The following is a 24,159-nucleotide window of genomic DNA, read 5'->3' as shown; positions in this document are numbered from 1 at the left end:
AACAGTCTCAATAGCAAAAACCGCCGCAAAGGGCACTCCCCTTGCGGCGGCTTCCTTCTTCATCTATGGGCAAAACCAGCTTCACAACGGCTAGCGCCGCACCTGCGGCGTCTCGTCCTCGTCATCGCGGCAAAGGGTCACGCCCGCACTTCCCAGCAGCGCTGCTGCGATGAGCGCGCCGACCACAATAGGAGCAGCCCCGCACGAGCCCTGCATGCCTGCGACAAACGCAGCTGTAGGGCCAAGACAGCCAAGTACCAATGCGACGGCGGCGATAGCGATATCTCGAGCGTTCATGAGACCACTTCCTCCACGAGAAAGACCTTATTTCTCATGAACCAGTGTGCCCCGCATGCATACGCCCAGCGTACCGCCACGGTAAGGGCTCTGTTAACTCAAACGCACATAAAGAAAGGGCGGCTTTACGTTGCCTAAAAGCTCAGCAAAGACGCCCGCCCATCATGTGCCTATTTTGCTCTGATGGCAGATTACCAACCGGTATAGTAGTCGGTGGTTCCGGCAGCGCAGCCGGAGTCATAGACCTTGCACTCGCCCTTGGAACCGGTAAACGTGGAGCCTTGGGCCTTATCGCCCGCGGCAACGACGTAGTAGCCATCGGAATCGCGCCAAAAGCCCTCGGAATCCTGCGTCCATTCGCCCGTGCGGTGGTGATACAACACGTTGCTGCTGTAATAAGTCTCGCGGCGGCCGTTATAGTTATTGACGCCGCTCGAGCGCGTCAGACCCGAGCCGTTCGCGTAATACGCAGCAGACGTGTAAGACAAGCCGGAGCAGGCGTTGTAATACGAAGCCTGGGCGGCCTCGGCGGCCTCGGCCTCGGCTGCGGCGGCCTCGAGCGCTTCGCGCTTGGCATTCTCAAGCGCAGTGCGCAGCTCATCGAGCTCGGTCGACTTCGTGTCGACCTCCCCCATCGTCAACAGACTACCCGCACCGTCGATACAACCCTGCAGCACAGCGCGCTCGTCATCGGTAGCATAGTCGCCATACATATTCATAATGATCTGAGCGCGCATCTCAAGGGAATCGCGCTTGGCCTCCATCGAGGCGTTCCACTCCTGCATGGAACCATAACCATCGCCGCGATAATCAACGGGCTGTACCAGCGTCGCCTCGGACGGCGTAGATCCAACCGTATCGGACAGTGTTGCCGCGTGGGCATCAGTTGCGCCGGCGCCTGCCAAAAGTGCCACGGTCAGAGCGGCGGAAAGGGCAGCGGCTTTCGGTTTTCGTGAATCGATCCTCATGTAGCTGGAAACCTCCGTAGTGCGTTTTTGCTGCGTTTGAGCTGCGTGTGATTCGATCGCGCTGCATAGTACCTCGAGCAAATCGCGACCTGAGGTTTTACTCAAAAGGCGCACGTCAATTGCGTAAAACTCACATCCTCTCAACAGGAGTTTTCCACAACTCAAATGCATAAAGCATGCCAAAAACCCTGTAATAGCGCCCTTCCTATGCAAAAAAGACGCCTGCGCAACCATTGCTTGCGCAGGCGCCTTGAGCAGGCATTTATGCAGTTATACCTATCGAGTCGCAAGGGGTCCTTGCACAAGTCGCCTTACTCGTCCAGCACGGCGAAGGCCTGCTTCAGATCCCAAATGATGTCCTCGGCGTTCTCGGTACCGATGGAAAGACGGATCGTGGAGGGCGTGATGTTCTGCTCGGCGAGCTCCTCGGCAGAGAGCTGGGAGTGCGTGGTGGTAGCCGGGTGCACGACGAGCGACTTGACGTCGGCCACGTTGGCGAGCAGCGAGAACACCTGCAGATGATCGATGAACTTCCAGGCAGCCTCCTGGCCACCCTTAATCTCAAAGGTGAAGATCGAAGCGCCGCCGTTGGGGAAGTACTTCTGATAGAGCTCGTGATCGGGGTGCTCAGGCAGGCTCGGGTGGTTCACCTTGGCAACGTGGCTGTCGCCGGCAAGGAACTCAACGACCTTCTTGGTGTTCTCGACATGACGGTCAACGCGCAGCGACAGGGTCTCGGTGCCCTGGAGCAGGACCCAGGCGTTGAACGGGCTGATGCAGGCACCCTCGTCACGCAGCAGGATGGCGCGGACATAGGTTGCGAAGGCGGCGGGACCGGCAGCCTCGGCAAACGAGACGCCATGGTAGGAGGGGTTGGGCTCAGCGATCTGGGCGTACTTTCCGCTCGCCTTCCAATCGAAGTTACCGCCGTCGACGATCACACCGCCCAGCGAGGTGCCGTGGCCGCCGATGAACTTGGTTGCGGAGTGGACAACGATGTTGGCGCCATGCTCCAGCGGACGGAACAGATACGGGGTGCCGAAAGTGTTGTCGACGACAACCGGCAGACCGTGCTTCTTGGCGATCTCGGAGATGACGTCGATGTTGGGGATGTCAGAGTTGGGGTTGCCGAGCGTCTCGAGATAGATGACCGTGGTGTTGTCCTTGATGGCACCCTCAACCTCTTCCAGGTTATGAGCATCGACAAACGTGGTCTCGACGCCAAACTGGGAGAGCGTATGCTCGAGCAGGTTGTAGGAACCGCCGTAGATGGTCTTCTGAGCCACCACGTGGTCACCAGCCTGGGCAAGAGCCTGCAGGGTATAGGTGATGGCAGCGGCACCGGAGGCGACGGCAAGACCGGCCACGCCACCCTCGAGCGCGGCGATACGGTCCTCAAAGACGCCCTGGGTGGAGTTGGTCAGACGGCCGTAGATGTTACCGGCGTCGGCAAGACCAAAGCGATCGGCGGCGTGCTGGGAGTTGCGGAACACATAGCTCGTGGTCTGGTAGATAGGCACGGCGCGGGAGTCGGATGCGGGGTCGGCGCTCTCCTGGCCAACATGAAGCTGCAGGGTATCGAAACCAAAGGTGTGCTCGGGGTTGTTGATGAACTGGCTCATGATGATCTCCTTGATCGAACGAAAGTAAATAAATAAGAGAGAAGTAAGTCGCTGTCTCCTGATCACGCCGACGGGCGCAAACAGGAGCCCGGCATTCGTCTTGGTAAGCAGTTCATATGCGGTCCTCCTTTTGACATCCCGGTTCCGTGGTCAGCTTAATTACCTACCGCCTTTGTGTGTTTTGAATAGTACGAGCATTGTTTCACTCGGTCAATCACTTAAAAGCGCTAACCTGTTATCGGTTTTTTAGATAGCTATCGAAAGGACGGGCACCGATGACACTCCAGCAGCTTCGTTTTCTTATCGCCGTGGCAGAGTCCGGCTCAATCAACGCCGCAGCTCAGCGCCTCTATACCGCTCAGTCCAACATCTCAAACGCCGTCAAAAGCCTAGAACAAGAGCTCCATCTGGAGATCTTTACGCGCTCCAGCCGCGGCGTCACGCTCACCAACGACGGCACCGAGCTTTTGGGCTATGCGCGCCAGGTCGTAGAGCAGGCCGACATGCTCGAGGCACGCTACGAGGACGGTGGCACCCCGCAAGCCCGCCTCGCCATTTCCGCCCAGCACTACGCCTTTTCGGTCGAGGCCTTTGTCAACGTAGTCGAGCGCTGCCGCGACAGCAAGTTCGAGTTCATCATGCGCGAGACCACCACATCGCAGATCATCGATGACGTCCGTGCGTTTCGCAGCGATATCGGCATTCTGTATCTGGATGACTTTAACGCCCGCGTTCTGCAGAAGGCCTTCGCCGATGCCCGCGCAAGCTTCCATCCCCTATTCGACGCGACGGTCCACGTCTTCGTTAGCGAGCGCCACCCGCTCGCACGCCGCCCGCAGCTGTCCCTTGCCGACCTCACGCCCTATACGCGCTACAGCTTTGAGCAGGGAACCTCAAACTCCTTCTATTACGCCGAGGAACCTTTTAGCTATATCCCTTGCGACCGCAACATACGAATCTCGGACCGCGGAACACTTACTAACTTACTTATCACGTCGAACGGTTACACCCTGTCGACCGGTGTCCTCTCCAATGAAATGCAATGGGGCATGGCATCGATCCCGCTAGCAGACGCCCCAACGATGCACGTTGGCTACATCATGCACGACGAGCGCAAGCCCTCTCTCCTCTTGCAGCAATACCTCGACGAGCTCAACCGCATCATCCATGCCAACTAACAGTCGGAAGACGGGGTAGAAATCGTAGATTGCTGGCCCCCGGCGGGCATGGCGCTACAATGGTCACTCACACGAAATGCACTCAACGAAAGGAAGCCCGTGAAGGTCATCATCTATACCGACGGCTCGGCCCGATCAAATCCGGGACGCGGCGGCTACGGCGCCGTGCTCAAATACACCAACCCCGCCGGCAAGACCTTCACCTCCGAGCTTTCGCGCGGCTATGCCAAGACCACCAACAACCGCATGGAACTCATGGCGGTCATCGTGGCGCTCGAGGCGCTCAACCGCCCTTGCGAGGTCGAAGTCCATTCCGATTCGCAGTATGTCGTCAACGCCTTTAACAAGCACTGGATCGACGGCTGGAAAAAGCGCGGATGGAAAACCGCCAACAAGCAACCCGTCAAGAACCGCGACCTGTGGGAGCGCCTACTCACCGCCAAAAGCAAGCACAAGGTTGAGTTCATCTGGGTTAAGGGTCACGCCGGTCACGAGCTCAACGAGCGCTGCGATGAGCTCGCCACCACGGCGGCCGACGGCAGCAACCTCGATATCGACGCCGGCTTTAACGAGAGCGACCTGTAATAGCGTTTTCGCGCAGCTTTATATCCCCACGCGCTACACTCATCCTGTAGACCAAACAACGCAAGGGGGACGTATGCTGCGCATCGCGACCATCGGCACATCCATGATCACCGACGACTTTATCCAAGTCGTCAACGCCAACGACCAAGCCGCGTTTGTGGGCACGCTTTCACGCGATGCCAATCGCGGTGCCGCCTTTACCGCCGAGCGCGGTGGCGAGCGAAACTTTACTTCACTCGATGAGCTTGCGGCAGCCGCCGACGTCGATGCCGTCTACATCGGCAGCCCCAATGCGCTCCACTACGAGCAGGCGCTCGCCTGTATCGCAGGCGGCAAGCACGTCATCGTCGAAAAGCCTTTTTGTGCCACCGAGGCGCAGGCGTTCGAGGTCTTTCGCGCAGCCGAGGCGGCGGGCGTCGTAGCCCTCGAGGCCATGCGCCCGCTCCATGACCCCGCCTTCCACGCCATCGAGGACGCCCTGGGCGAGATTGCGCCCATTCGTCGTGCATCGTTGCGCTTTGGCAAGTATTCTTCGCGCTACAACGAGGTTCTCGCGGGGCGCGCCACCAATATCTTCGACTGCCACATGGCCTCGGGCTCCCTCATGGACATCGGCGTCTACACCGTCGAGCCCATGGTCGAGATCTTCGGCATGCCCTCCGGTCTCACCAGCATGACCACGCTGCTTGACCCCTCAACGCAAGAGCTCACACACGGCCCCATCGACGGCTGCGGTTCCATCCTCGCCAGCTACGGCGGTGGCCGTATCTCCGTCGAGCTTGCGCACTCCAAAATAACGAATGACCTGCTGCCCTCGCAGATCGAAGGCGAGCGTGGCACTATCCAGATCGACCATCTGTCCACGCCCCGCAACGTCCGCATCGACTATCGCGGCGACGTCGTACGCGGCTCGGCGACCGAGGCACCGCGCGAACAGGGCGACAACAGCCGCGTGCTCGACCTTCCCAAATCGAGCAACACTATGGAATACGAACTCACAGACTTTATCAGCGCCATCGGCGGCATCGATAACGTTAAGGAAGAGATTTGGGAGACCCCGGCGGGACGCCACGAGCTCGGCCACTACCGCGATGTCACGCTCGTGTCGCTGCGTATCATGGATGCCGTGCGTCAGCAGGCGGGTATCGCCTTCCCGGCCGACGCAGGCAAGCAGGCATAGCGATGGGTTTTTTCGACAAGCTTTTCTCGGGCGTCGCCGGCGGCAGCCGCGAACCCCAAAAGCCTTCTGGCGTCGAGCTCGAGCTGCGCCGTAGGCTCACCGTGCTCGCAAGTGACGAGGCCACTCAAGACGCCCCGCAGCGCTATTTCCTGCGGTGGGAAGGGCAGGTCCAGGGCGTCGGTTTCCGCTTCACCAACACCAACCTCGCGCAGGCGCGCTCCCTCACCGGCTGGGTGCGCAATATGGAAGACGGCTCGGTTGAGATGGAGCTACAAGGCACGCCGACAAACATCGTGTCTCAACTCGAGGCGCTTCATGCCTCCTACGAGCGCATGGGGACACGTTTTCGCCTTGTAGACGCCCAAGCCCAAGCCCCACTTACGAATGAAGACGGTTTCATTCCTCGTTATTAGTATTGTGTGCTAAATACGGTATCATTTATCTACGACCGTTGATAGAAAAGAGGCGAGGCGCATGGCGGTGCAAAGAAGGAATACCAGGCAGCGAAAGCTGGTTCTTGACGCTGTGCGCCAAAGCTATAACCATCCCACCGCCGACGAAGTCTACAACGCCGTACGCGAACAGGATGACAAGATCAGCCGCGGCACGGTCTACCGCAACCTCAATCTCTTAGCCGACGCAGGGGAGATTCTCTCTATTAAGACGCCGGGCGGCAGCCGCTTCGATCGCACCATCGAGCCGCACGCACATATCATCTGCACCTCGTGCAGCCGCGTCATCGACGTACCGCTCCCCTTCGATGCCCAGCTCGACGCCAAGGCGTCCGAGCAAATCGGCTGGCACGTCACGTCGCACTACACCATCTTCGAGGGTCTCTGCCCCGACTGCCGGTAGATGTTTGGGACGTGCCTACTCGGCAAGCAGGCGACGCAGCTCTTCTTCGACCGTGTGCACGTAACGGACGCGGTCGTTGATGTCGCGCATGGTGGGGTTGCAGTTCTCCATCAGATAGGGATGGCCCACGACGTTGAGCATGTCGCGATCGTTTTCGTTATCGCCAAACGCCATCATCTCATAGGGCGAAATACCCAAGGCGCGACCGTAATCGGCAAGCGCGGAACCCTTGCCCGAATCAAAGCCGATAAAGTCCGTCCACTCGGTTCCCGACGTCATCACGTCGACACGGTCGCTAAAGAGGCGCTCGAAATACTCCAGGGCCGCCGGCTGATCCGCCTCGGGCGTCTGGAAGGCAATCTTAATGACGTCCTCGTCGATGTCCTCGGGGCGGTCGACCACCGCCACATCGCAGTGGACCTCATAGCGCAAATGGTCGACGAACGCATCGTTGCCGCTCATGGTGTAGAGATGTCCCTCACACGAAAGGGTCACGTCGGCATGGGGATACGCAACCACGGCATTCGCGACATCCATAGCAAGGCTACGCTTCATGGAACGCTTGACAACGGCACGTCCCTCGCTCATCACCAGGGCTCCGTTTTCGCACACATAGGCGAGCTCATCGGCCACCGGGGCAAACAGATGGCGCAAGCTCGCATATTGACGACCGCTCGCCGGCATAAACACAATGCCGCGACGATGCAGTTCATCGATGAGCTCAAAGGCCTCGGAACGCGGCTCGTGCTCCCCCGGATGCAGCAACGTGCCGTCCAAATCGCATGCAATCAGCTTGATCCCCTCAAGACCCATATGCTTTCCCCCCAAAGCACCTCATCAACAGTAAGACGGACTTTGAATAGCTGCCTCTCAAAGTCCGTCTTACTCATACGCACGTTAACCGCGCGCCTTTTTTACGATCGTAAAGTCGGGAGCCATACTCACAACGGCATCCGCCGCACTCGACGCAAAGCGCCGGTCCGCATCGAGTTCACGGGTAACCACCGAGAGCCGAACGCCCTCGACGCCCCGGAGCATGCGGCCCAAAACAGGCTGCACCGGCGTATACATGCGCACGGTATACTCGTCCGAATCGCCTCGGAAAAGCGGCGCGTGCATATTGCCGATCTCCCAGCACGCATGCGCGAGCGCAATCGGGTCCATGCGGTCGACTTCGACCAAATAAACCTCGGCACTGCGCAGGCGCACGACAACCGCCACGGGCACCATGCCCGAACGGTCGATGGCGAGCACGTCGCCGTCGGTAAGACGACCGCCGTCGGCAGCATCCAGCCGAACATCGACCGTGCGCCCCAGCTCCGTCACACCCACAAACGCGCGCGTGTCAGCCTGGTCCCAATCGAGCAGTAGCTCGTCAACTTCAAAGACGCCGCCCAAATTCCGGCGGAGCAGGAGTTCATAGGACGGATCGTTGAGATTTCCCAAGCATGTCGTCGAAACCAAGCGCTCGGGCATACTCTAACCCTCGACCTCGACGAGCTCGATATCAAAGTTGAGGTCCTTGCCGGCCAGCTCGTGGTTGGCGTCGAGCGTCACGGCCTCGGACGTAACGTCGATGACCACGGCGGGGACGGGCATACCGCTCGGCGTGGACAGGAAAAGCTTCATGCCCTTCTCGATCTGCTCGATGTTGGGAACCTGTTCGGCCGGGAAGGTAATAACCATCTCGGGATTGTGCTCGCCGTAGGCATCGGCAGCCGGGATGTGCACGGTCTTCTTCTCGCCCACCTGCATGTCGACAACAGCGGCGTCGAAGCCCTTGATCATCTGACCGGCGCCGCAGGTGAACTCCAGCGGCTCGCCGCGATCGTAGGAGCTATCGAACTGCGTGCCGTCATCGAGCGTGCCGCGATAATGGGTCTTGACCTTCTTGCCCTGGTTGGACATGGTAACCTCCGTGATAAGGGCGGCGCACAACGCGGGCCGCCGTGAACATATGGCGCTAACTATACCCTAGTCATACAATTCAATGACAGTTTGCAAAGAAACGCTGCAACCGGAGGAACCATGGCATATCCCGTATTTGACCTACACTGCGACACCGCCGACCGCATCGGCTGGGCCACGCTCGATCTCGACCTGCGCTTTACCGCCGGCACCGACGGTTATTTCCCCGGCGACGAAACGCATCCGCAAGATTTCGACCTCATCGAGGGCAACGCCTGCGCCATCTCGCTCGCAAAGATCGGCAACACGCCATGGGCACAGTGCTTCGCCACGTTTGTCCCCGACGAGATTCCCACCGCCCACGCCGCGCGCTTCCAGGCGCAGATCATGGCGCATATGAGCGGCCAGGCAATGCTCAACCACGACCGCATGGTCAACGTGCGCAGCGCCGCAGACATTCGCCCCGCGCTCAAAGACGGCAAGGTCGCCTGCATCCACACCATCGAAAACGCCACGTTCTTTGCCGAGGACCCCGCGCTGATCGAGGTGCTCAAGAGCTTGGGCGTACTCATGTCATCGCTCAGCTGGAATGCGCAGGGACCGCTCGCGAGCGGACACGATACCCACGTCGGCCTCACCGCCGCCGGCATCGAGGCACTTACGCAGATGGAGCACGCCGGCATGGTGCTTGACGTCTCCCACCTCAACGATGAGTGCTTTGACGAGGTTGTCGCCCACGCCACACGTCCCTTCGTCGCCAGCCACTCCAACTCCCGTGCGGTTTGCGGCGTCAAACGCAACCTTACCGACGACCAGTTCCGCACCATTCGCGACATGGGCGGTATCGTCGGCCTCAACTACTGCAGCGAGTTCCTTTTCAACGACGCAACCGACAAGACCGCCGCAGACGTCACCTTCGACCAGCTAGCGGCACATATCGAGCACTGGCTCGACCTGGGCGGCGAGGACGTCATCGCGCTCGGCGGCGACTGGGACGGTGCCACGGTGCCCGCCTTCCTCTCCGATGCCAGCAAGATGCCCGAGTTCCAGAACATGCTCTCCAAGCACTTTGGCAAGACCGTGATGCAGAAGCTCTGCAGCGACAACGCGCTTGCCTTCTTTGAGCGTTATTAATTTCACATCCCTTGAGCGGGCCGGCATGCCGAACGGTCGACATGCCGGCCCATCCCCAATCTGAAGGACCGCTTTTGACGCAGCAGTTTACGATTTCCGCATCCCGACCGGATGGGACGCCCATCCCCGTCATCGTTACCAAAAAGCGCGTCAAGAACTTCAACCTACGCGTCACATCGAGCGGTGAGGTCCACGCCAGTGCACCGCTCGGCGCCAGCCGCGAGCGTATCGAAGCGTTTGTGAAGCGCAACAGCGCCTGGATTATCAGCCGACTTGCCCAGCGCGAGCAACGTCAGGCGACGGCGCGAGAGCCGCTCAGTCCCTCGTCCATCATTGCGCTTTGGGGCAAACCCATCACCGTTCAGGATGCACTCGATCACAACTTTGAGCCACCCGCACCGCGGCCCAAGCAGGCTACCTTCGCAAGTTTTATGGGTACCGACGAGCCAAGTGGGTGCACGCAGGCAAAGCAGCGCACAGCCCTCGACGGCCTAACGCCCAAAGAACTCCAGATCCACATCGACCAGCTCTATACGTCCGAAGTCATATCGGCGCTGCGCGATATGGTGCACGCATACGAAATCGCAATGGGTGTCGCCATTTCCCGCGTTTCCGTACGCAGCATGAAAACGCGCTGGGGCTCATGCACGCCCAAAACCGGCACCATTCGCATTGCACGCGAACTTGCCGCCTACCCCGTCGAGTGCCTTGACATGGTTGTCGCCCACGAGCTCGTCCATTTGCTCGAGCCAAGCCACAATCAGCGGTTCCATGCCCTGCTCGACACGTACTGTCCCAACAATAGGGTTCTGTCGCAGCGGCTCAAAAAACCGCCCGCCAACGAGCTCTAGCGTCGGTTAGCGCACGCGCTCGATCTCGACGCCGCAGCTTGCCAGGGGAAGACCGACGGGCGCCCAAGGCTTATCGAGCTTAACACGCACGCCAAGCAGCAGGGGGTAACGACGTAGCAGCATCGAGGCCACACCCTCGGCTGCAGCCTCGATGAGCTTAAACGTATGCTCGCGCAGATAGCCATCGACATCGTGGCACACCGAGCCATAGTCAATCGAGGCGTCCAGGTTATCGTGCTCCCCCGCTGCACGCAGGTCGGCATAGAGCACCAAGGACACGATGAACTTCTGGCCCAGCGCGTTCTCCTCGGGATACACGCCGTGGTTGGCAAAAACCTCAAGGCCGTCAATGACAATACGATCGGCATGGCGCAAATCGTCATAGCTCACATGGGGCACCGCCGTTGCGGTGGATATTTCGCCCCTTCCACGGCGGGCGAGCTCGGCGCCTTCAGTCTTGGTTGCATTCTCGGGCAGTTTCTTGTTACTCATCGCGATCGTCTCCTTCGTTTAGAACCCCGACCGCGCAAACTAACTACACGCGAATCGACAGGTTCTTTTTATCATCGCTCCAGTTGCAAGCATTGCGCGCGGGGCATGCAAAGCAGGCGCGCGACGCTTTGTCGGCCGCATAGAGCAGACGCTCAAGCGGTTGGCTGTTCACGCGCAGCTTTCGATGGCCCAGAATGGCCGTCTTAATGGCTGCGGCATCGGCCGGCTCAAACGCCACGTCATCGGGCATGCCGCCGAGAATCGCATCAGCGACGCGTTCGCTTGCAACATCATGGGATATACCCAATTCATACTGTTCATCTTTGCCGATATCGTGAAGAAGTGCCGTGGCGTAGATGACCTCGCGGTCAAATTCGAGCTGCTCCTCGAGATTCTTGATCCACATAATGCGAGCGACATCGAGCAGATGGTCAATACCGTGGCGGCAGAAGATGCGCCCCGATTCCAACTGTACGATGTTGCCCAGGTGCCGCCGGAACAGCCCGTTGGCACAAATGTAATCAATGCGAGGCATGGCACCAAAGGGGGCCAGGCCCGAAGCCATAAAGCCGCGACGCGACGTCCCCTCATCGGTCTTCGATGTAAAGTCGTTGACGACTCTCATGGTTAGCGGCCCAGCATCCTAAAGAAACGCTCCTCGAGCGCGGGATCGGTCTCAAAGACGCCGCGGCGAGCAAGCGTCACGGTCTTGGTGCCGGGCTTTTGCACGCCACGCATCGTCATGCACATATGCTCGGCCTCCATCAACACAATCGCTCCCTGGGGAGCGAGATAATCCATGAGGGCATCGGCAACCTGTGTGCACAGTTGCTCCTGCAGCTGAAGACGGCGGGCATAAACCTCAACCGTGCGGGCGAGCTTGGAAAGCCCAGCCACCCGACCGTTAGGGATATAACCAATGGCGGCCTTGCCATAAAACGGCAGCAGATGATGTTCGCACAGCGAGTAGAACGTAATGTCGCGCTCGATAACCAAATCGTTCGAAGCGACGGCAAAGGTTTTGGACAGGTGCTCCTCGGCACTCTGGTCCATGCCGCCGGCGATCTCACCATACATACGGGCAACGCGCGCCGGGGTCTCCAGCAGGCCCTCACGAGTTGGGTCCTCGCCTATGCCCTCAAGCAACAGCTTAATGGCGGCCTCGACTTTTTCCTGATCGACCATCTGGGCCTCACTTTTCCGATTTCACGTTCGCGCTATGGTACCACGCCCTCCGGCATCGACCACAAGCTACATAGTATGGGTCGAATAGACTGGATCGTCCCGCCAAAGCTGCACAGCGTCGCAAAGCGCAACGCCCTCACGCACAGCGCGGTCGCGCGTAGCGTTCATATCGATCACACGCTGGTTACTCGAGCCCCTAAAGCGCAACGAGATATCATAAAGATCCTGAACAAACGGGCCATCCACCAACATGTCGAGGCAGGCAAGGATACGGTCCGTCACCTCAGTATGGTGACGACCACCCGGCATAAGCTCCTCGAGCACGTCGCCGGTAAAACACCAAATGGTCTTTCCTGACCCCGCAGGATAAGCGGCACGAACACGCTCGACAAACTCAACGAGCCCCGCCTGGTTCTCGGGTTCCATGGGCTCCCCACCCAGAATCGTCAGGCCGTCAATAAAGGGATGATCGAGGCTCTCGATAATCTTGTCCTCGACGGCACGATCAAAGGGCTCGCCCGCAGCAAAGTCCCACGCAACAGAGTTAAAGCAATTCTTGCACCCACGACGGCACCCGCTCACAAACAGAGAAGTACGAACGCCTTCCCCATCAGCAATGTCGAAATACTTAATGTTCGCGTAGTTCATAGGTAACTCTCCCGGGAGGCCGGGGCATATCATCCCGTCCTCAAACATTCTCGGCCTTCGGCCTGCGAAACTGCGGGCGGGACGATATGTCCCGGCCTCATGCAAAGGGTAACTCAATGAACGAAGCGAACATCGAGCATAGGGTTCGAGGTCCAATAAAAACTGGGTTGCGGCTCAACCGCTATCGCAAGTAAATCGCAGCTGCAGCTCGAATTATTTCCGCTAAGAACTTCGAGGAGTGAGCAGACCGCGCGCTGCATCTCAGCTACGTCAACTTGGCTGAGCCGAGAGGGCCGCTTGGGCTTTTGCTCGATATGAGTTCCGCACGCAAAGAAGGCCACTTAATGTGGCCTTCGTCTTGCGCAGGACTGTCCGAAATAGCGAGCAAATGCCCAAGCGGCCCTCTCGGTTCAGCCCCGGAGCGGTATTAGAGATGCAGCACGCGGTCGCGGATCTCCTCGGTTCGACCCTGGTTCCAGAACTGGGTACCGATGTAGCCGCACGTGCGACGGGCGACATTCATCTTCTCCTGGTCGCGGTTGCCGCAGCTGGGGCACTCCCACACCAGCTTGCCGTCATCCTCGACAATCTTGATCTCGCCATCGTAGCCGCACACCTGGCAGTAGTCGCTCTTGGTGTTGAGCTCGGCGTACATGATGTTGTCGTAGATGTACTGCATCACGCGGATGACAGCCTTGAGGTTGTCCTGCATGTTGGGAACCTCGACGTAGGAAATGGCACCGCCCGGCGAAAGCTGCTGGAACATGCCCTCGAACTTGAGCTTGTCGAATGCGTCGATCTCCTCGGACACGTGGACGTGGTAGCTGTTGGTGATGTAGCCCTTGTCCGTCACGCCCGGGATGATGCCAAAACGACGCTGCAGGCACTTGGCGAACTTGTAGGTCGTCGACTCAAGCGGGGTACCGTACAGCGAGAAGTCAATATCGCTTTCGGCCTTCCACTCGGCGCACTTGTCGTTCATGCGCTGCATGACGGCCATGGCAAAGGGCGTGCCCTCCTTCTCGGTGTGGCTGTGGCCCGTCATGTACTTGACGCACTCATACAGGCCGGCATACCCCAGGCTGATGGTGGAATAGCCGCCCACGAGCAGCTTATCGATCGTCTCGCCCTTCTTCAGACGCGCCAGGGCGCCGTACTGCCACAGAATCGGTGCGGCATCCGAAAGCGTGCCCATCAGGCGCTCATGACGGCACAGCAGGGCACGATGGCACAGCTCAAGGCGCTCATCGAAGATCTTCCAGAACTTGTCCATGTCCTGATGCGAGCTCAGCGCGACATCGGGCAGGTTGATGGTCACAACACCCTGGTTAAAGCGACCATAGTACTTAGGCTTGGTCGGGTCATAGTTCAGCGCGTTGGCGACATTGTTAAAGCCGTTGCCCGAACGGTCGGGCGTCAGGAAACTACGGCAACCCATGCAGGTGTAGCAATCGCCGTTGCCGGCGGTCTCGCCCTTAGACAGCTTGAGCTCGCGCATCTTCTTCTCGGAGATGTAGTCGGGCACCATGCGCTTGGCGGTGCACTTGGCAGCCAGCTGGGTCAGGTAGAAGTACGGGGAATTCTCGTGAACGTTATCGTCCTCGAGTACATAGATAAGCTTGGGGAATGCCGGGGTAATCCACACACCGGCTTCGTTCTTAACGCCCTCATAGCGCTGACGAAGCGTCTCCTCCACAATCATGGCAAGGTCGTGCTTCTCCTGCGCTGAGCGAGCCTCGTTGAGATACATAAAGACCGTCACAAACGGCGCCTGGCCGTTTGTGGTCATAAGGGTCACGACCTGATACTGAATCGTCTGGACGCCGCGACGGATCTCGTCACGCAGACGGTCCTCAACGACCTCACGGACCTTTTCGGCAGATGCCGAAACACCGAGCTCCTCGAGCTCGCGAGCAACCTCGCCGCGAATCTTTTGACGGCTCACCTCAACAAAGGGGGCGAGATGGGTCAGCGAAATAGACTGGCCGCCGTACTGGGAGGAAGCAACCTGGGCGATAATCTGCGTCGCGATGTTGCAGGCAGTCGAGAAGCTGTGCGGCTTCTCGATCAGCGTGCCCGAGATAACGGTGCCGTTCTGGAGCATGTCCTCCAGGTTCACCAGGTCGCAGTTATGCATGTGCTGGGCAAAGTAGTCGGAATCGTGGAAGTGGATCAGGCCCTCATTGTGGGCATCCACGATCTCCTGGGGCAGCAGCACACGCTGAGTCAGGTCCTTGGAAATCTCGCCGGCCATATAGTCACGCTGGACGGAATTGACGGTCGGGTTCTTGTTAGAGTTCTCCTGCTTGACCTCTTCGTTATTGCACTCGATCAGCGACAAAATCTTGTCGTCGGTCGTGTTCTTCTGGCGCTTCAGGCTCTGAACATAGCGATAGATGATGTAGTGGCGGGCAACCTCGTAGCAGTCGAGACGCATGATCTCGTCCTCGACCAAATCCTGGATCTCCTCGACCGAAACGGTGTGGCCCGCGTTCTCGCATGCCTCGGCGACGTTTTGTGCCGCGTAAACCACCTGGCGGTCGGTTAGACGAGAGCTCTCCTCGACCTCCAAGTTGGCGGCGCGGATGGCATTGACGATCTTATCGATGTCAAAGACAACCTCGGTGCCGCTGCGCTTGATGATCTTCATCCTCTTGCCTCTTTCGCATCGTAGCCTCATTGCGCTTCAGAGCCAAACGATGCCCGGCAGGGCCTGTCCCTGTCTTGCGGCGCCGTCGCGCAATCTGTGTTCTCGATAAACCATAAGCCTCCATGCGGACATTCCCAGAAGCCGATCAAGCGGCTCAAGGACACGTTCAAAAGAGGCAGTTAAGGTCTTCGTTCTCTGTCCGCCATCTATCATACGACAAAGAGGCATCTATATCCTGTATTCTTTTTTTAGGTCAAACACAACATATAGTGTTTCAGCAGGTCAAAGCAATTAGTCATTTTGCAAACGCATTAAAAATGAAGGGCTCTTGGCAGAGTGCTAAAACGTTATCAGCTCGACTACCTGCACGGCAGTTTTGAAACCCCCTCAACCGCGCCGCCGACAAATCCTACCAAAACCAAGCCGCTCACGCCAAAAGAATCCAAAAGATTATGCTTGACCAACATGTTGCGGTCGAATGCCGGCGGACAGAGCGACAGGACTGTAAACGCTCGGAAGACTACAGCCCCGGCGCCCCGTCCGCCGGCATTCGATAGGCGAGGATCTATTACCTCTCTTCGCGAACCATCATGCGGCCGAGAGCCGCTGTAAAGGGATCGAGCAGCACGCCGGCGATAACCACAAAGGCCCATCCCTTTGTGACGAGGCCGGCCCAACGCGCGAAGAACGTACGGCCTTCAATCGTTCCGAATCCTCCCTGGAAGGCAATCTCGCCAAAACCGATCACCATAAAAAGGAGCGTGGCACCGATGACCGTACCGGCGATCTTGTGTGATGCACTCCCCTGCTCAAAACCAAAAAAGTCCAGGCACATACCAACCGTTTTGCCAAACAGCGGGAGTGCGCTCAGAACCTCGGCGATCACCGTGGCCACGATGAGTTGTCCCCAAAAGCCCGTGGGGCCCGTCAGATCCAAGCCAGGCGCCCCTTCAATGATGGGGAGAAACGCGCAGAGCAATAGCGGGTTAAAGAAGCCGTTGAGAATACCGATAACGCGCCTGACAGGTAACTTCATAGCCGTAAGCCTTTCAAAGTCATTGATAGAAAGAGGGCCGCCGGCATATGTCGGCGGCCCCGATAAAACATGATGTACGGCAAAGCAACTACTCGAGCGGCTACTCCGCCTCGCCGCCGGCCGCCATCTTCTCGGCCTCGGCAAGCTGGGCCGGGGTGAGCTTGCGATACTTAATGGCGCCAAAGACGACACAAGCCGCACAGACGATCATGCCGGCGATGAACTTCTGGTCAATCGTTGCACCAAACGGCGACGTCACGGCCTCAAACACAATGGGAGACAATGCCATGCCAAAGTTGATACCTGCCATGCCAATGGCGAGGTTAAACGCACGTCCCTCGGGGGCAGAGTTGCCGGCGGCAAAATTGCCCTCCAGCGGCACGTAGGTCTCCTTGCCCAGCGCAACGACAAAACCCGCAACGCACAGCACCATAAAGGCGGGCGCAACCAGCGTCAGGCCCAGGCCGACGAGCGTCACGCCCCACGCGATCGGCATAGCCAGGTTCTTAAACTTGGCAAACAGCGGACCGACCAAAAGACCAGCCGCAATACCGGCAACGGTCATAACGGTAGAGGCAAGACCGGCCTCCACGGTACCGCCAAAGCCGCGACCTACAACAAGCAGCGAAACGTTGGAGCTGAAGAGCTGGAACGTAAGTACGAACACAAAGCTCATGAGCGTGATAATCGCGACCTCTTTAGGCATATTGGCAAACACGTTGACCTTGCGCTTGGGCTCAAGACGACCCTCAGGAAGGCAAACAGCCTCGATTACGATGAAAATGATCATGATGAAGTACGCCGCATAGCTGTGGAACCACTCGGCAGAACCCAAGATGCCGGAAACCATCGTCCAGATAATGCCGCCCAGTGCAACAAAAGTGGAGTAGATGCCCATGACAAACGAGCGCTGCTTTCCGCCAAAGTAATCCGCGATAAGAGCGTCCGTTGAATTCTGCACGGCGCCGAGACCAAGGCCCATGACAGCAGAAGCCGCTAAGACTTGGCCGAGCGAGTCGTGGAACACCAGCACCGAGGCGCCTGCCAGCATCACGATAATGTGACCGACGAGCGTCGTCTTCTTCTTGGACACGCGAGAGGCAAGCTGTGAAGAGACGAGCATGGCGGACAACGCCATCATCAACGGGATGATGCCGATGATCATCTGGACGGCAGCGATGTTTTCGTTGGGAAATGCCGCCGCAACAGAGGCCACGATAGGGACGGGCACGAGCATGCCCATGATGCACATGGCGGCTGCGTAAATGCCCACCAGGTACTTGATCTTGGTTTTATCCATGATCCATCCTTACACTTAAAGAAAAGGGTCGGAGCGGCCAGACATCACCAGCGGCCGCCCCAAACACAGCACTATTAGTCGTTGAATCCGGTGAACACGGGTTCTCCGCTGTACACGAGCGCTTCCTCGACACCATCGAGCACGCGGCAGGCGCCAGACGCCATCGCCTCGAGCTCAAACTCGCCGGGATAAGCCGATACGGGAGCGATCCAAGAGCAGCATTCCTCAATCGAGGCAACGAGCTCCTTGCTGTGGACCATGCCGCCTCCGAGCAAGATGCCGTCGACGTCGCCCTTCAGCACGCAGGCCATCTCGCCAATCCACTTGCAGATTTGGTAAACCATTGCATCCCAAGCGCGTGCTGCAGCCTTATCGCCCGCAGCGGCACGTTCACACACCTCGATGGCATCGGACGTACCCAAAAGGTCAACGAAGCCACCGGTCTTCATGCAATGGGCGCGGGCAACGTCGAGGCCATGTTCCGCCGTATACTTCGCGACCTCGATTGCGGGGACCGAGCCACAGCGCGTCGGCGCCATGGGGCCCTCGCCGCCGACGATGTCGTTGCCGTCGACCATCTTGCCCTTAAGGTGAGCAGAGATCGAAATGCCACCGCCGATATGACAAACAATAAAGTTACACTCGTCATATGCGCGACCGAGCTTTGCCGCATAGCGGATGGCGGTCTCTTTAAGATTAAGGGCGTGCAGGTGCACGTTTCGATACACGCCCTTAATGCCCGTCATACGTGCGAGGTCGCATAGCTCATCGGTATCGGGAGGATTCACCACAAAAGAGGGCTTGCCCGTCTTTGAAGCGAACTCATGGGCAATCTGGGGACCCAGCTGCGCCGGGTGCTGAATGCCGTTCGCACCGACGCGGGCATGCTCGAGCATGACCTCATTGATGGCATACGTGCCGCCGGGCAGCGAAAGCAAGCCGCCGCCGCGACCGACAAATGCATCAAAGTCCTCGAGCTTCAGGCCCGCCTCATCCAGTGCTCCAAGAATCAGATCGCAGCGATACGGCATCTGAGCCGAAACCCCATCGAACTGGGCGAGGTCCTTCGCGTCGTGTGCAACGTTCTTGCTGAGCTTGCACTCGTCACCCTCAAAAACGCCCACCTTTGTGGAAGTGGAACCCGGGTTGATTACCAGGACGCGCCAGGGAGTCTTTTTATCGGACATACCCTAAGCCTCCTTAAGCGCCTGGGCGCGCACGCAGCTCATCACCACGTTGCCGACGATCTCGTCGACGGGCGCAGAGCGCGAGCAATCGCACACGATCTTCTTGAAGCCCTGAAGCATGGGGCCGTAAGCATTGGCGCCGGTCAGGTTCTGGATGATCTTGACGCCGATATTGCCCACGTTGATATCAGGCCAGATGACCACGTTGGCCTGTCCCGCAACAGCGGACTCACGATGTACCTTCTTGGCCGCAACCTTGGGGTTAATCGCCGAATCAAACTGGAACTCGCCATCGATGGCAAGGTCGGGACGGCGATCGTTGGCAATCTCGCGAGCGCGGCGTACCTTGTCGACAAGCTCGTTATCCATCGAGCCGTCAGTCGAATGCGAAAGCAGCGCGCAACGGATATCCCATCCGGTCAGCGAGCGCACCGTTTCGCTCGACGAAATCGCGATTGAGGCAAGCTCCTCGCTCGTGGGGTCAACGCAAACGGCAGAATCGCCAAAAGCCAAAAGGCCGCCTTCGCCGCCAGTCCAGTTGGGAATATCGGCAATGCCGCAAGAGCTTACGGTATCGACGCCATCGACAAGGCCGACGATAGTCTGTCCCGCCAGGATAATATCGCCCGTGGCGTTATCGATGCCGGCGAACATTACGTCGACATCGCCGAGTACCTGCAAAATCAGGGCGCGCTCAAGCGGACGCGTCATACGGCGCGCGGCGCCCTTGGGCTTAAACTTGCAATCCGGATGCGAAAGATAGCGCTCGCAGCAAGCGGCGTTCGCCTCCTCGTCGGTCACATCGACAATCTCGATGCCGTCAAGGGAGATACCACGCTCGTCGGCAAGCTCCTTGAGCTTACTGCCGTCGCCGACCAGCACGCATTCGGCAAGATGCTCGGCGGCGATCTTTGCGACCGCCTGCATCATGGTCTCGTTTTCGCCCTCGGGAAAAGCAACGCGCATAGGCTTGGCGGCAGCCCGCTCGCGCAGGGTCTGCATCAGGTCCATGGCAGCTACTCCATCTCTTCGGCAGTGCGCTCGATAAGCTCGCCGACGGTCTTCATGACCATGACCTCGCGAACGGGGACCTCGGCATCGAGCTCGTTCTCGATCATGGAGGTCAGGGCGATCATCTTCATCGAGCCCTTGCCCAGGGTCTCAAACGTCGTCTCGGGGGTCACATCACCGTCATAGTTGTAAGCGGACTTGGCAAAATCGCAGATCTGCTGAGTGAGTTCTTCGTTCATGATGGCGCCTTTCTAATTAAAAAGAGGGGTAGCCACGGCGGGCTGGAGACATGGGTCCCGCCGTGGCCTAAGAGAGGAAGCGAATTGTTATAGGGGTGAAAGCCTAGTGTGAAAGCCTAGTCGTCAAGCTCGAACGTGAGCTCTTTGTAGCCCGGTCGGTCGATGACCTTGGCATGGACGCCCACGGTCTCGCCCGCCATGAGCTTGGCGCGGATCTCGGGGGCCTTCTTCTTGGTAATGCCGTAGATGACGTAGGTGTACTGAGAACCCTCGTCAATATCGACGGCGCCGTAGGCGTACTTGCCATACTCCTTGAGGTAGGGCTTGTCGTTCTGCGGACCAGGCAGGGTAAAATCGATCAGATGGCCGTGACCGGAAACCTGGACCCAATCGGTCTTGTGGTAGCCGCAGGCATTGCAGGCAAGGTGAGGCGGAAACTCGACGGCTCCGCACTCGGGGCACTGACGTGCCCAATAGATGCCCTCTTCAAGACCCGTGTAGAACTTCTTGACCACGGGCTCCATATCTTTGAGTTGCATGAGAATACTCCTTATGGGAAATCGAAAACCGCGGTCGCTTAGGCGACGGTACGAAGAATCTGGCAGCGCACATTCTGAGAACCGCCAAAACCGCGCAGGAAGGCCGTCTCAGGAATCTTCTTCATCTGGGTTGCACCGGCGACGCCGCGCATCTGCTTGACGGCCTCGACGATATCGGCGATACCGGATGCGCCATGAGCGTGGCCGAAGTTGCAACGGCCACCGTGCGGGTTGATGGGCTTATCGCCGTCAAAAGCGGTGCGGCCATCGATCGCATACTTCCAAGCCTCGCCGCGCGGAATATAGCCGCACTCCTCGGCCGAGACGATCTCGGAAGCCAGGAAGAAGTCATTGCACATAAACAGGTCGATCTCATCGGGGCTCACGCCGGTAAGGTCGTAGACCTGCTTGGCAGCAAGCTCGGTAGCCCAGTGCTCGTTGTGAAGCAGGCCGGCTTCGACGGCAGAGGCGCCCGTACCCAGCACCTCAATAGGCGCATACGGCATGCCCATGGCTTTGGCCTTCTCCGTGGGCATCACGACAACAGCGGCGGCACCGTCGCACTTCTTCTCAAAGCCGGTAACGCGCAGGTACTGCGTAACGCGCGGGTTGTACATGCTCTTGAGATACTCGTCGGCGGTATCGAACCCAGCTGCCTTCGCATCCTCCTCGACCGTGGTCTCATACCACGCAAGGGGATTCAGGACGGCACCGCGGCGAAGGCTCTTGGTAAGGCCGTTCAGGGCGTCATCGATCTGATCGGCGGTAAGGTCGTACTGCATCGAATACTCGTTGATCCAGTTGTCGAACGACACGCCAAAGGCGCCATCGAGCGGGCGACCATACGCGCGGTCATAGATCTTATCGAGCGAGGGAATCATGACGTCGAGCGTAAAGTCCTGGCGAATATGCGAGGGCATATGCTCAACGGGAAGGGTCGAAGCCAAATCGCAGGCACCCGTAAGGACGACATCGTAGGCACCGGAGGCGACTGCCATCACGGCCTGCTCAAGGGCGACGTAGCCCGTGCAGCAAGCCTCGGAATGATGGACGGAACCCTTGGCGCGAACGCCAAACCAATCGGCAACCTGCATGTTGGGGGTAATGCAATCGCCAACGAGATAGGGATTGGCGCTGCCGTGATAGAAAAAGTCGATATCGCGGGGCTCAAGACCGGCATCGGTAATTGCCTCGAGGGCCGCATAGCCAAACGCCTCGCCCTCGCCAATACCCTGGGTCTCGGGATGTTCCTCAAAATCCTTGAACGGGGTGCAGCCCACGCCTACAATCGAGACGCTGCGCATGTTCTTTCCGAGCGTAACCACTGAATATCACATCCTAATCATGTGAAGGTGTACGGAGTGATGGCGCAGTCCAGCCGCGAGCGAAGGTGAGAGAGCGCTCGCGGCTTTTCTGTGCCGTCACACGTTGAACTACTGCAGTGGTTCTCTTGAACGTGACTTTAGTTTACGAGGGGCAAGACAGGACGTATGGGACAAAAAGGCCCTATGTGTCCCATCATTTGAGACCCATAGGGCAAAAACGTTCCAAATAGCAGGTAAATGGTCTTATCAATAATGCAAGGATTCGGCAAATCATTATGACACCGCCATAGATCTAACCATTTACCCGTAAATAGCGACCGTTCATCCGAGCGTATTATCGAAATCAGGGATCCGCGGATGCCAATGGCGCGATGCATCGTCGACAAAGAGCGGTGCGTAGAACATGCGATTGAGCGCGGCGGCAACGGTTCGTGCCTCAAGGTCAGGCCGGACTTCGAGCCAATACTGGATGAGGTTATGGTGGCCCGCAAGCGCAAAAGCAAGATACAGATCGAGGTCCGTCTCATCTGAAAACGTCGGCCGCAAACGATCGCGAAAATAGTCATGCATGAAGATCGTTGCCTTGTGTGCAAACACGGGATCACCGTTATCGCTGTTAAGCGCCAGGACTTTCGAGCGATTGGCCTTGAGGATTTCCATGCGCTTGATCATCGTGGGCGTGGGATCAAGCTGCGCATCACCAAAACGAGCCTCAAGGGCAACGTCGTTAATGTCTTGCATGTTCTGGAGCAGCTCATCTTCAAAGCGCTTGACCACATCATCGACAGAGCGGTAACAACGATAGAAGGTTGATTTTGATGTATGGGCAAGACGGAGTACGTCGGTGACCTTAATCGATTGCACAGGCGTTGTCGCCATAAGTTCAAAGACGGCGCCTTCGATCCGCGAAGCAATATCGTTTTTAGCGTTCAGTGACATAGAAGGCCTCCCCTGTTGGCGATTGGCTACTATGCTACCCGAAAGGCATGCTCCTCAATGGCGATATGGGGCATAGAACGCGCTGCACAAGAGATGACACACTGGCCAAACACCACCGAGGAAGTAAACCATCCGCTCGGCAACCCGTCTTTGCGGGGATCGATTGAAAAGCCGGACCCCTCCGCTTTCAGGACGGCTTCGATACGCGTCCAAACCCGACACAGCCGAAAGGCGCGTTCCTGCGAATCTGCCGCAGCGTCAATCCACGCCCGTTCCCTTGAGCTCGCCATACGCTCAACCGCAATAGGTACAATCTCATCGACCGCCTCGATATCCACGCCAATAGGTCCTCCGACCGACCGAGCAACATCGGAAACAGCGAGGACGGCCACGCTTCCGCCATGTGAAATGGAAATAGAGGGGGCCTCCCCATCCGCAAGCTCGATCTTGCCGAAAGCAGAACGCGCAAGCTGGGTGTCGTCGAAGACACCCAGGGCGTCGCGAAGCAGCAGACCCACGCCCGCAGCTTCCCTCCGAGACGCAATGGGGAGATCACCATTGGAGGCACGCGAGGCATAACGTCCCGCGATTGATGCCATATCAACGGTCTCGCCGGGATCGATCGCAGAAACGTCAACGAGGTGCACGGTTATGTTCAAAATGGTCAACCCCACTCGATTGAGATGACAAGGCTAAACTGACGCTCAGAACCGCTCTTTCATGAATCGAGGTACCTTTTGCCGACGATTTGGCGACCCATTTGGCGACCAAAACAAAACAGCCCAGAGGACATAGCCTCTGGGCTGCGAACATTTGGTGGGCGTTAGAAGATTTGAACTTCTGACCTCTTCCGTGTCAGGGAAGCGCTCTCCCCCTGAGCTAAACGCCCAAATGGAGCGGACAACGGGGCTCGAACCCGCGACCCCAACCTTGGCAAGGTTGTGCTCTACCAACTGAGCCATGTCCGCTTACGAGGATTAATCTTACGTGATACCCGCATCCTATGCAAGAACTTTTTTTGAAAAGTTTT

27 protein-coding genes and 2 tRNA genes are annotated in these 24,159 nt (G+C 58.3%); 7 read left to right on the top strand and 22 right to left on the bottom strand.

Features of this window, described 5'->3' with window-relative positions:
• Positions 1-90 precede the first annotated feature (90 nt).
• From AB5Z14_RS04690 to AB5Z14_RS04680, 3 genes are all read right to left on the bottom strand, one after another.
• Entirely contained in the window at positions 91-297 is a 207-nt protein-coding gene (locus tag AB5Z14_RS04690) for a hypothetical protein (RefSeq protein ID WP_117564436.1), read from the bottom strand.
• A gap of 191 nt (positions 298-488) precedes the next feature.
• Positions 489-1,265: a hypothetical protein gene (locus AB5Z14_RS04685; RefSeq protein ID WP_117637461.1), complete on the bottom strand. Its 777-nt coding sequence runs from the start codon at positions 1,263-1,265 to the stop codon at positions 489-491.
• 311 nt (positions 1,266-1,576) lie between these two features.
• A complete protein-coding gene (locus AB5Z14_RS04680) occupies positions 1,577-2,887 on the bottom strand; it encodes an O-acetylhomoserine aminocarboxypropyltransferase/cysteine synthase family protein (RefSeq protein ID WP_368130490.1) in 1,311 nt (436 codons plus the stop codon).
• A gap of 275 nt (positions 2,888-3,162) precedes the next feature.
• On the opposite strand from AB5Z14_RS04680, the gene AB5Z14_RS04675 reads away from it, so the two are divergent.
• The 5 genes from AB5Z14_RS04675 (at position 3,163) to AB5Z14_RS04655 (ending at position 6,685) form a co-directional block, all read left to right on the top strand.
• Positions 3,163-4,065: a LysR family transcriptional regulator gene (locus tag AB5Z14_RS04675; protein ID WP_055251412.1), complete on the top strand. Its 903-nt coding sequence runs from the start codon at positions 3,163-3,165 to the stop codon at positions 4,063-4,065.
• A gap of 48 nt (positions 4,066-4,113) precedes the next feature.
• Positions 4,114-4,650 carry a ribonuclease HI gene (gene rnhA / locus AB5Z14_RS04670; RefSeq protein WP_368130489.1) on the top strand — a complete coding sequence of 179 codons (537 nt, stop codon included), beginning with the start codon at positions 4,114-4,116 and terminating at the stop codon, positions 4,648-4,650.
• A gap of 73 nt (positions 4,651-4,723) precedes the next feature.
• Positions 4,724-5,830, top strand: coding sequence for a Gfo/Idh/MocA family protein (locus tag AB5Z14_RS04665; RefSeq protein WP_055251408.1), 1,107 nt, complete (start codon positions 4,724-4,726; stop codon positions 5,828-5,830).
• A 2-nt stretch (positions 5,831-5,832) separates the two neighbouring features.
• Positions 5,833-6,243 (top strand): acylphosphatase, encoded by a 411-nt coding sequence (locus AB5Z14_RS04660; protein WP_271743427.1) that lies wholly within the window; start codon positions 5,833-5,835, stop codon positions 6,241-6,243.
• A 61-nt stretch (positions 6,244-6,304) separates the two neighbouring features.
• A complete protein-coding gene (locus tag AB5Z14_RS04655; RefSeq protein ID WP_368130488.1) occupies positions 6,305-6,685 on the top strand; it encodes a Fur family transcriptional regulator in 381 nt (126 codons plus the stop codon).
• Between the two features lie 15 nt (positions 6,686-6,700).
• On the opposite strand, the gene AB5Z14_RS04650 is transcribed toward AB5Z14_RS04655, so the two are convergent.
• From AB5Z14_RS04650 to AB5Z14_RS04640, 3 genes are all read right to left on the bottom strand, one after another.
• A complete protein-coding gene (locus AB5Z14_RS04650; protein WP_368130487.1) occupies positions 6,701-7,498 on the bottom strand; it encodes an HAD-IIB family hydrolase in 798 nt (265 codons plus the stop codon).
• An 84-nt stretch (positions 7,499-7,582) separates the two neighbouring features.
• Positions 7,583-8,161 (bottom strand): urease accessory protein UreE, encoded by a 579-nt coding sequence (locus AB5Z14_RS04645; RefSeq protein WP_368130486.1) that lies wholly within the window; start codon positions 8,159-8,161, stop codon positions 7,583-7,585.
• 3 nt (positions 8,162-8,164) lie between these two features.
• Positions 8,165-8,593, bottom strand: a complete 429-nt coding sequence (locus tag AB5Z14_RS04640) for an FKBP-type peptidyl-prolyl cis-trans isomerase (protein WP_117766192.1) — start codon at positions 8,591-8,593, stop codon at positions 8,165-8,167.
• Between the two features lie 120 nt (positions 8,594-8,713).
• Here AB5Z14_RS04640 and AB5Z14_RS04635 point away from each other — a divergent pair, with 120 nt between their 5' ends.
• Both AB5Z14_RS04635 and AB5Z14_RS04630 read left to right on the top strand, forming a co-directional pair.
• Positions 8,714-9,727, top strand: coding sequence for a dipeptidase (locus tag AB5Z14_RS04635; protein WP_368130485.1), 1,014 nt, complete (start codon positions 8,714-8,716; stop codon positions 9,725-9,727).
• Positions 9,728-9,801: 74 nt separating this feature from the next.
• Positions 9,802-10,578 (top strand): M48 family metallopeptidase, encoded by a 777-nt coding sequence (locus tag AB5Z14_RS04630; RefSeq protein WP_368130484.1) that lies wholly within the window; start codon positions 9,802-9,804, stop codon positions 10,576-10,578.
• A gap of 6 nt (positions 10,579-10,584) precedes the next feature.
• On the opposite strand, the gene folB is transcribed toward AB5Z14_RS04630, so the two are convergent.
• The 16 genes from folB to AB5Z14_RS04550 all read right to left on the bottom strand — a co-directional run bounded on the left by folB (position 10,585) and on the right by AB5Z14_RS04550 (position 24,097).
• Entirely contained in the window at positions 10,585-11,070 is a 486-nt protein-coding gene (folB, locus tag AB5Z14_RS04625; RefSeq protein WP_368130482.1) for a dihydroneopterin aldolase, read from the bottom strand.
• Positions 11,071-11,113: 43 nt separating this feature from the next.
• Positions 11,114-11,695, bottom strand: coding sequence for an HD domain-containing protein (locus tag AB5Z14_RS04620; protein ID WP_368130481.1), 582 nt, complete (start codon positions 11,693-11,695; stop codon positions 11,114-11,116).
• Between the two features lie 2 nt (positions 11,696-11,697).
• A complete protein-coding gene (gene folE / locus AB5Z14_RS04615) occupies positions 11,698-12,255 on the bottom strand; it encodes a GTP cyclohydrolase I FolE (RefSeq protein WP_055251394.1) in 558 nt (185 codons plus the stop codon).
• 66 nt (positions 12,256-12,321) lie between these two features.
• Complete coding sequence (gene nrdG, locus AB5Z14_RS04610; protein ID WP_117637451.1) at positions 12,322-12,903, bottom strand: anaerobic ribonucleoside-triphosphate reductase activating protein; 582 nt, start codon at positions 12,901-12,903, stop codon at positions 12,322-12,324.
• A gap of 427 nt (positions 12,904-13,330) precedes the next feature.
• On the bottom strand, positions 13,331-15,553 hold the full coding sequence (gene nrdD, locus AB5Z14_RS04605) for an anaerobic ribonucleoside-triphosphate reductase (RefSeq protein ID WP_117779251.1): 2,223 nt from the start codon (positions 15,551-15,553) through the stop codon (positions 13,331-13,333).
• Positions 15,554-16,121: 568 nt separating this feature from the next.
• Positions 16,122-16,589 carry a hypothetical protein gene (locus AB5Z14_RS04600; protein ID WP_117583875.1) on the bottom strand — a complete coding sequence of 156 codons (468 nt, stop codon included), beginning with the start codon at positions 16,587-16,589 and terminating at the stop codon, positions 16,122-16,124.
• Between the two features lie 100 nt (positions 16,590-16,689).
• Positions 16,690-17,889, bottom strand: coding sequence for an MFS transporter (locus AB5Z14_RS04595; protein WP_117655267.1), 1,200 nt, complete (start codon positions 17,887-17,889; stop codon positions 16,690-16,692).
• Between the two features lie 74 nt (positions 17,890-17,963).
• On the bottom strand, positions 17,964-19,076 hold the full coding sequence (gene buk / locus AB5Z14_RS04590) for a butyrate kinase (protein WP_368130480.1): 1,113 nt from the start codon (positions 19,074-19,076) through the stop codon (positions 17,964-17,966).
• 3 nt (positions 19,077-19,079) lie between these two features.
• Entirely contained in the window at positions 19,080-20,087 is a 1,008-nt protein-coding gene (locus tag AB5Z14_RS04585) for a phosphate acyltransferase (RefSeq protein ID WP_117779248.1), read from the bottom strand.
• Positions 20,088-20,092: 5 nt separating this feature from the next.
• On the bottom strand, positions 20,093-20,326 hold the full coding sequence (locus tag AB5Z14_RS04580) for an acyl carrier protein (RefSeq protein WP_117779247.1): 234 nt from the start codon (positions 20,324-20,326) through the stop codon (positions 20,093-20,095).
• A 116-nt stretch (positions 20,327-20,442) separates the two neighbouring features.
• The gene (locus AB5Z14_RS04575) at positions 20,443-20,865 is read right to left on the bottom strand and encodes a Zn-ribbon domain-containing OB-fold protein (RefSeq protein ID WP_117583871.1); all 423 of its coding nucleotides are present in this window, start codon (positions 20,863-20,865) and stop codon (positions 20,443-20,445) included.
• A 38-nt stretch (positions 20,866-20,903) separates the two neighbouring features.
• Entirely contained in the window at positions 20,904-22,190 is a 1,287-nt protein-coding gene (locus AB5Z14_RS04570) for a thiolase family protein (protein ID WP_368130479.1), read from the bottom strand.
• Positions 22,191-22,511: 321 nt separating this feature from the next.
• Positions 22,512-23,129 (bottom strand): TetR/AcrR family transcriptional regulator C-terminal domain-containing protein, encoded by a 618-nt coding sequence (locus AB5Z14_RS04565; RefSeq protein WP_368130478.1) that lies wholly within the window; start codon positions 23,127-23,129, stop codon positions 22,512-22,514.
• Positions 23,130-23,158: 29 nt separating this feature from the next.
• A complete protein-coding gene (locus AB5Z14_RS04560) occupies positions 23,159-23,647 on the bottom strand; it encodes a 4'-phosphopantetheinyl transferase family protein (RefSeq protein ID WP_158551577.1) in 489 nt (162 codons plus the stop codon).
• A 296-nt stretch (positions 23,648-23,943) separates the two neighbouring features.
• Positions 23,944-24,018, bottom strand: a tRNA-Val gene (locus tag AB5Z14_RS04555).
• 3 nt (positions 24,019-24,021) lie between these two features.
• Positions 24,022-24,097: transfer RNA gene (locus tag AB5Z14_RS04550), tRNA-Gly, on the bottom strand.
• Between the last annotated feature and the right edge of the window lie 62 nt (positions 24,098-24,159).

The sequence above is a fragment of the Collinsella aerofaciens genome, assembly GCF_040910265.1.
Lineage (GTDB): Bacteria > Actinomycetota > Coriobacteriia > Coriobacteriales > Coriobacteriaceae > Collinsella > Collinsella aerofaciens_BK.
The sequence above is the reverse complement of the archived record's forward strand: the minus strand, read 5'-3'. Positions and strand labels throughout refer to the sequence as shown.

What these genes read in the sequence shown, in the direction of transcription:
- AB5Z14_RS04600 (WP_117583875.1), bottom strand. Translation starts at nt 16,589, where the DNA reads ATGAAGTTACCTGTCAGGCGCGTTATCGGTATTCTCAACGGCTTCTTT.
- AB5Z14_RS04655 (WP_368130488.1), top strand. Translation starts at nt 6,305, where the DNA reads ATGGCGGTGCAAAGAAGGAATACCAGGCAGCGAAAGCTGGTTCTTGAC.
- AB5Z14_RS04685 (WP_117637461.1), bottom strand. Translation starts at nt 1,265, where the DNA reads ATGAGGATCGATTCACGAAAACCGAAAGCCGCTGCCCTTTCCGCCGCT.
- AB5Z14_RS04680 (WP_368130490.1), bottom strand. Translation starts at nt 2,887, where the DNA reads ATGAGCCAGTTCATCAACAACCCCGAGCACACCTTTGGTTTCGATACC.
- rnhA (WP_368130489.1), top strand. Translation starts at nt 4,114, where the DNA reads ATGGCGCTACAATGGTCACTCACACGAAATGCACTCAACGAAAGGAAG.
- AB5Z14_RS04595 (WP_117655267.1), bottom strand. Translation starts at nt 17,889, where the DNA reads ATGGATAAAACCAAGATCAAGTACCTGGTGGGCATTTACGCAGCCGCC.
- nrdD (WP_117779251.1), bottom strand. Translation starts at nt 15,553, where the DNA reads ATGAAGATCATCAAGCGCAGCGGCACCGAGGTTGTCTTTGACATCGAT.
- AB5Z14_RS04690 (WP_117564436.1), bottom strand. Translation starts at nt 297, where the DNA reads ATGAACGCTCGAGATATCGCTATCGCCGCCGTCGCATTGGTACTTGGC.
- AB5Z14_RS04580 (WP_117779247.1), bottom strand. Translation starts at nt 20,326, where the DNA reads ATGAACGAAGAACTCACTCAGCAGATCTGCGATTTTGCCAAGTCCGCT.
- folE (WP_055251394.1), bottom strand. Translation starts at nt 12,255, where the DNA reads ATGGTCGATCAGGAAAAAGTCGAGGCCGCCATTAAGCTGTTGCTTGAG.
- AB5Z14_RS04650 (WP_368130487.1), bottom strand. Translation starts at nt 7,498, where the DNA reads ATGGGTCTTGAGGGGATCAAGCTGATTGCATGCGATTTGGACGGCACG.
- AB5Z14_RS04585 (WP_117779248.1), bottom strand. Translation starts at nt 20,087, where the DNA reads ATGGACCTGATGCAGACCCTGCGCGAGCGGGCTGCCGCCAAGCCTATG.
- AB5Z14_RS04675 (WP_055251412.1), top strand. Translation starts at nt 3,163, where the DNA reads ATGACACTCCAGCAGCTTCGTTTTCTTATCGCCGTGGCAGAGTCCGGC.
- AB5Z14_RS04635 (WP_368130485.1), top strand. Translation starts at nt 8,714, where the DNA reads ATGGCATATCCCGTATTTGACCTACACTGCGACACCGCCGACCGCATC.
- AB5Z14_RS04620 (WP_368130481.1), bottom strand. Translation starts at nt 11,695, where the DNA reads ATGAGAGTCGTCAACGACTTTACATCGAAGACCGATGAGGGGACGTCG.
- AB5Z14_RS04575 (WP_117583871.1), bottom strand. Translation starts at nt 20,865, where the DNA reads ATGCAACTCAAAGATATGGAGCCCGTGGTCAAGAAGTTCTACACGGGT.
- AB5Z14_RS04645 (WP_368130486.1), bottom strand. Translation starts at nt 8,161, where the DNA reads ATGCCCGAGCGCTTGGTTTCGACGACATGCTTGGGAAATCTCAACGAT.
- nrdG (WP_117637451.1), bottom strand. Translation starts at nt 12,903, where the DNA reads ATGAACTACGCGAACATTAAGTATTTCGACATTGCTGATGGGGAAGGC.
- AB5Z14_RS04640 (WP_117766192.1), bottom strand. Translation starts at nt 8,593, where the DNA reads ATGTCCAACCAGGGCAAGAAGGTCAAGACCCATTATCGCGGCACGCTC.
- AB5Z14_RS04565 (WP_368130478.1), bottom strand. Translation starts at nt 23,129, where the DNA reads ATGTCACTGAACGCTAAAAACGATATTGCTTCGCGGATCGAAGGCGCC.
- AB5Z14_RS04660 (WP_271743427.1), top strand. Translation starts at nt 5,833, where the DNA reads ATGGGTTTTTTCGACAAGCTTTTCTCGGGCGTCGCCGGCGGCAGCCGC.
- AB5Z14_RS04665 (WP_055251408.1), top strand. Translation starts at nt 4,724, where the DNA reads ATGCTGCGCATCGCGACCATCGGCACATCCATGATCACCGACGACTTT.
- folB (WP_368130482.1), bottom strand. Translation starts at nt 11,070, where the DNA reads ATGAGTAACAAGAAACTGCCCGAGAATGCAACCAAGACTGAAGGCGCC.
- buk (WP_368130480.1), bottom strand. Translation starts at nt 19,076, where the DNA reads ATGTCCGATAAAAAGACTCCCTGGCGCGTCCTGGTAATCAACCCGGGT.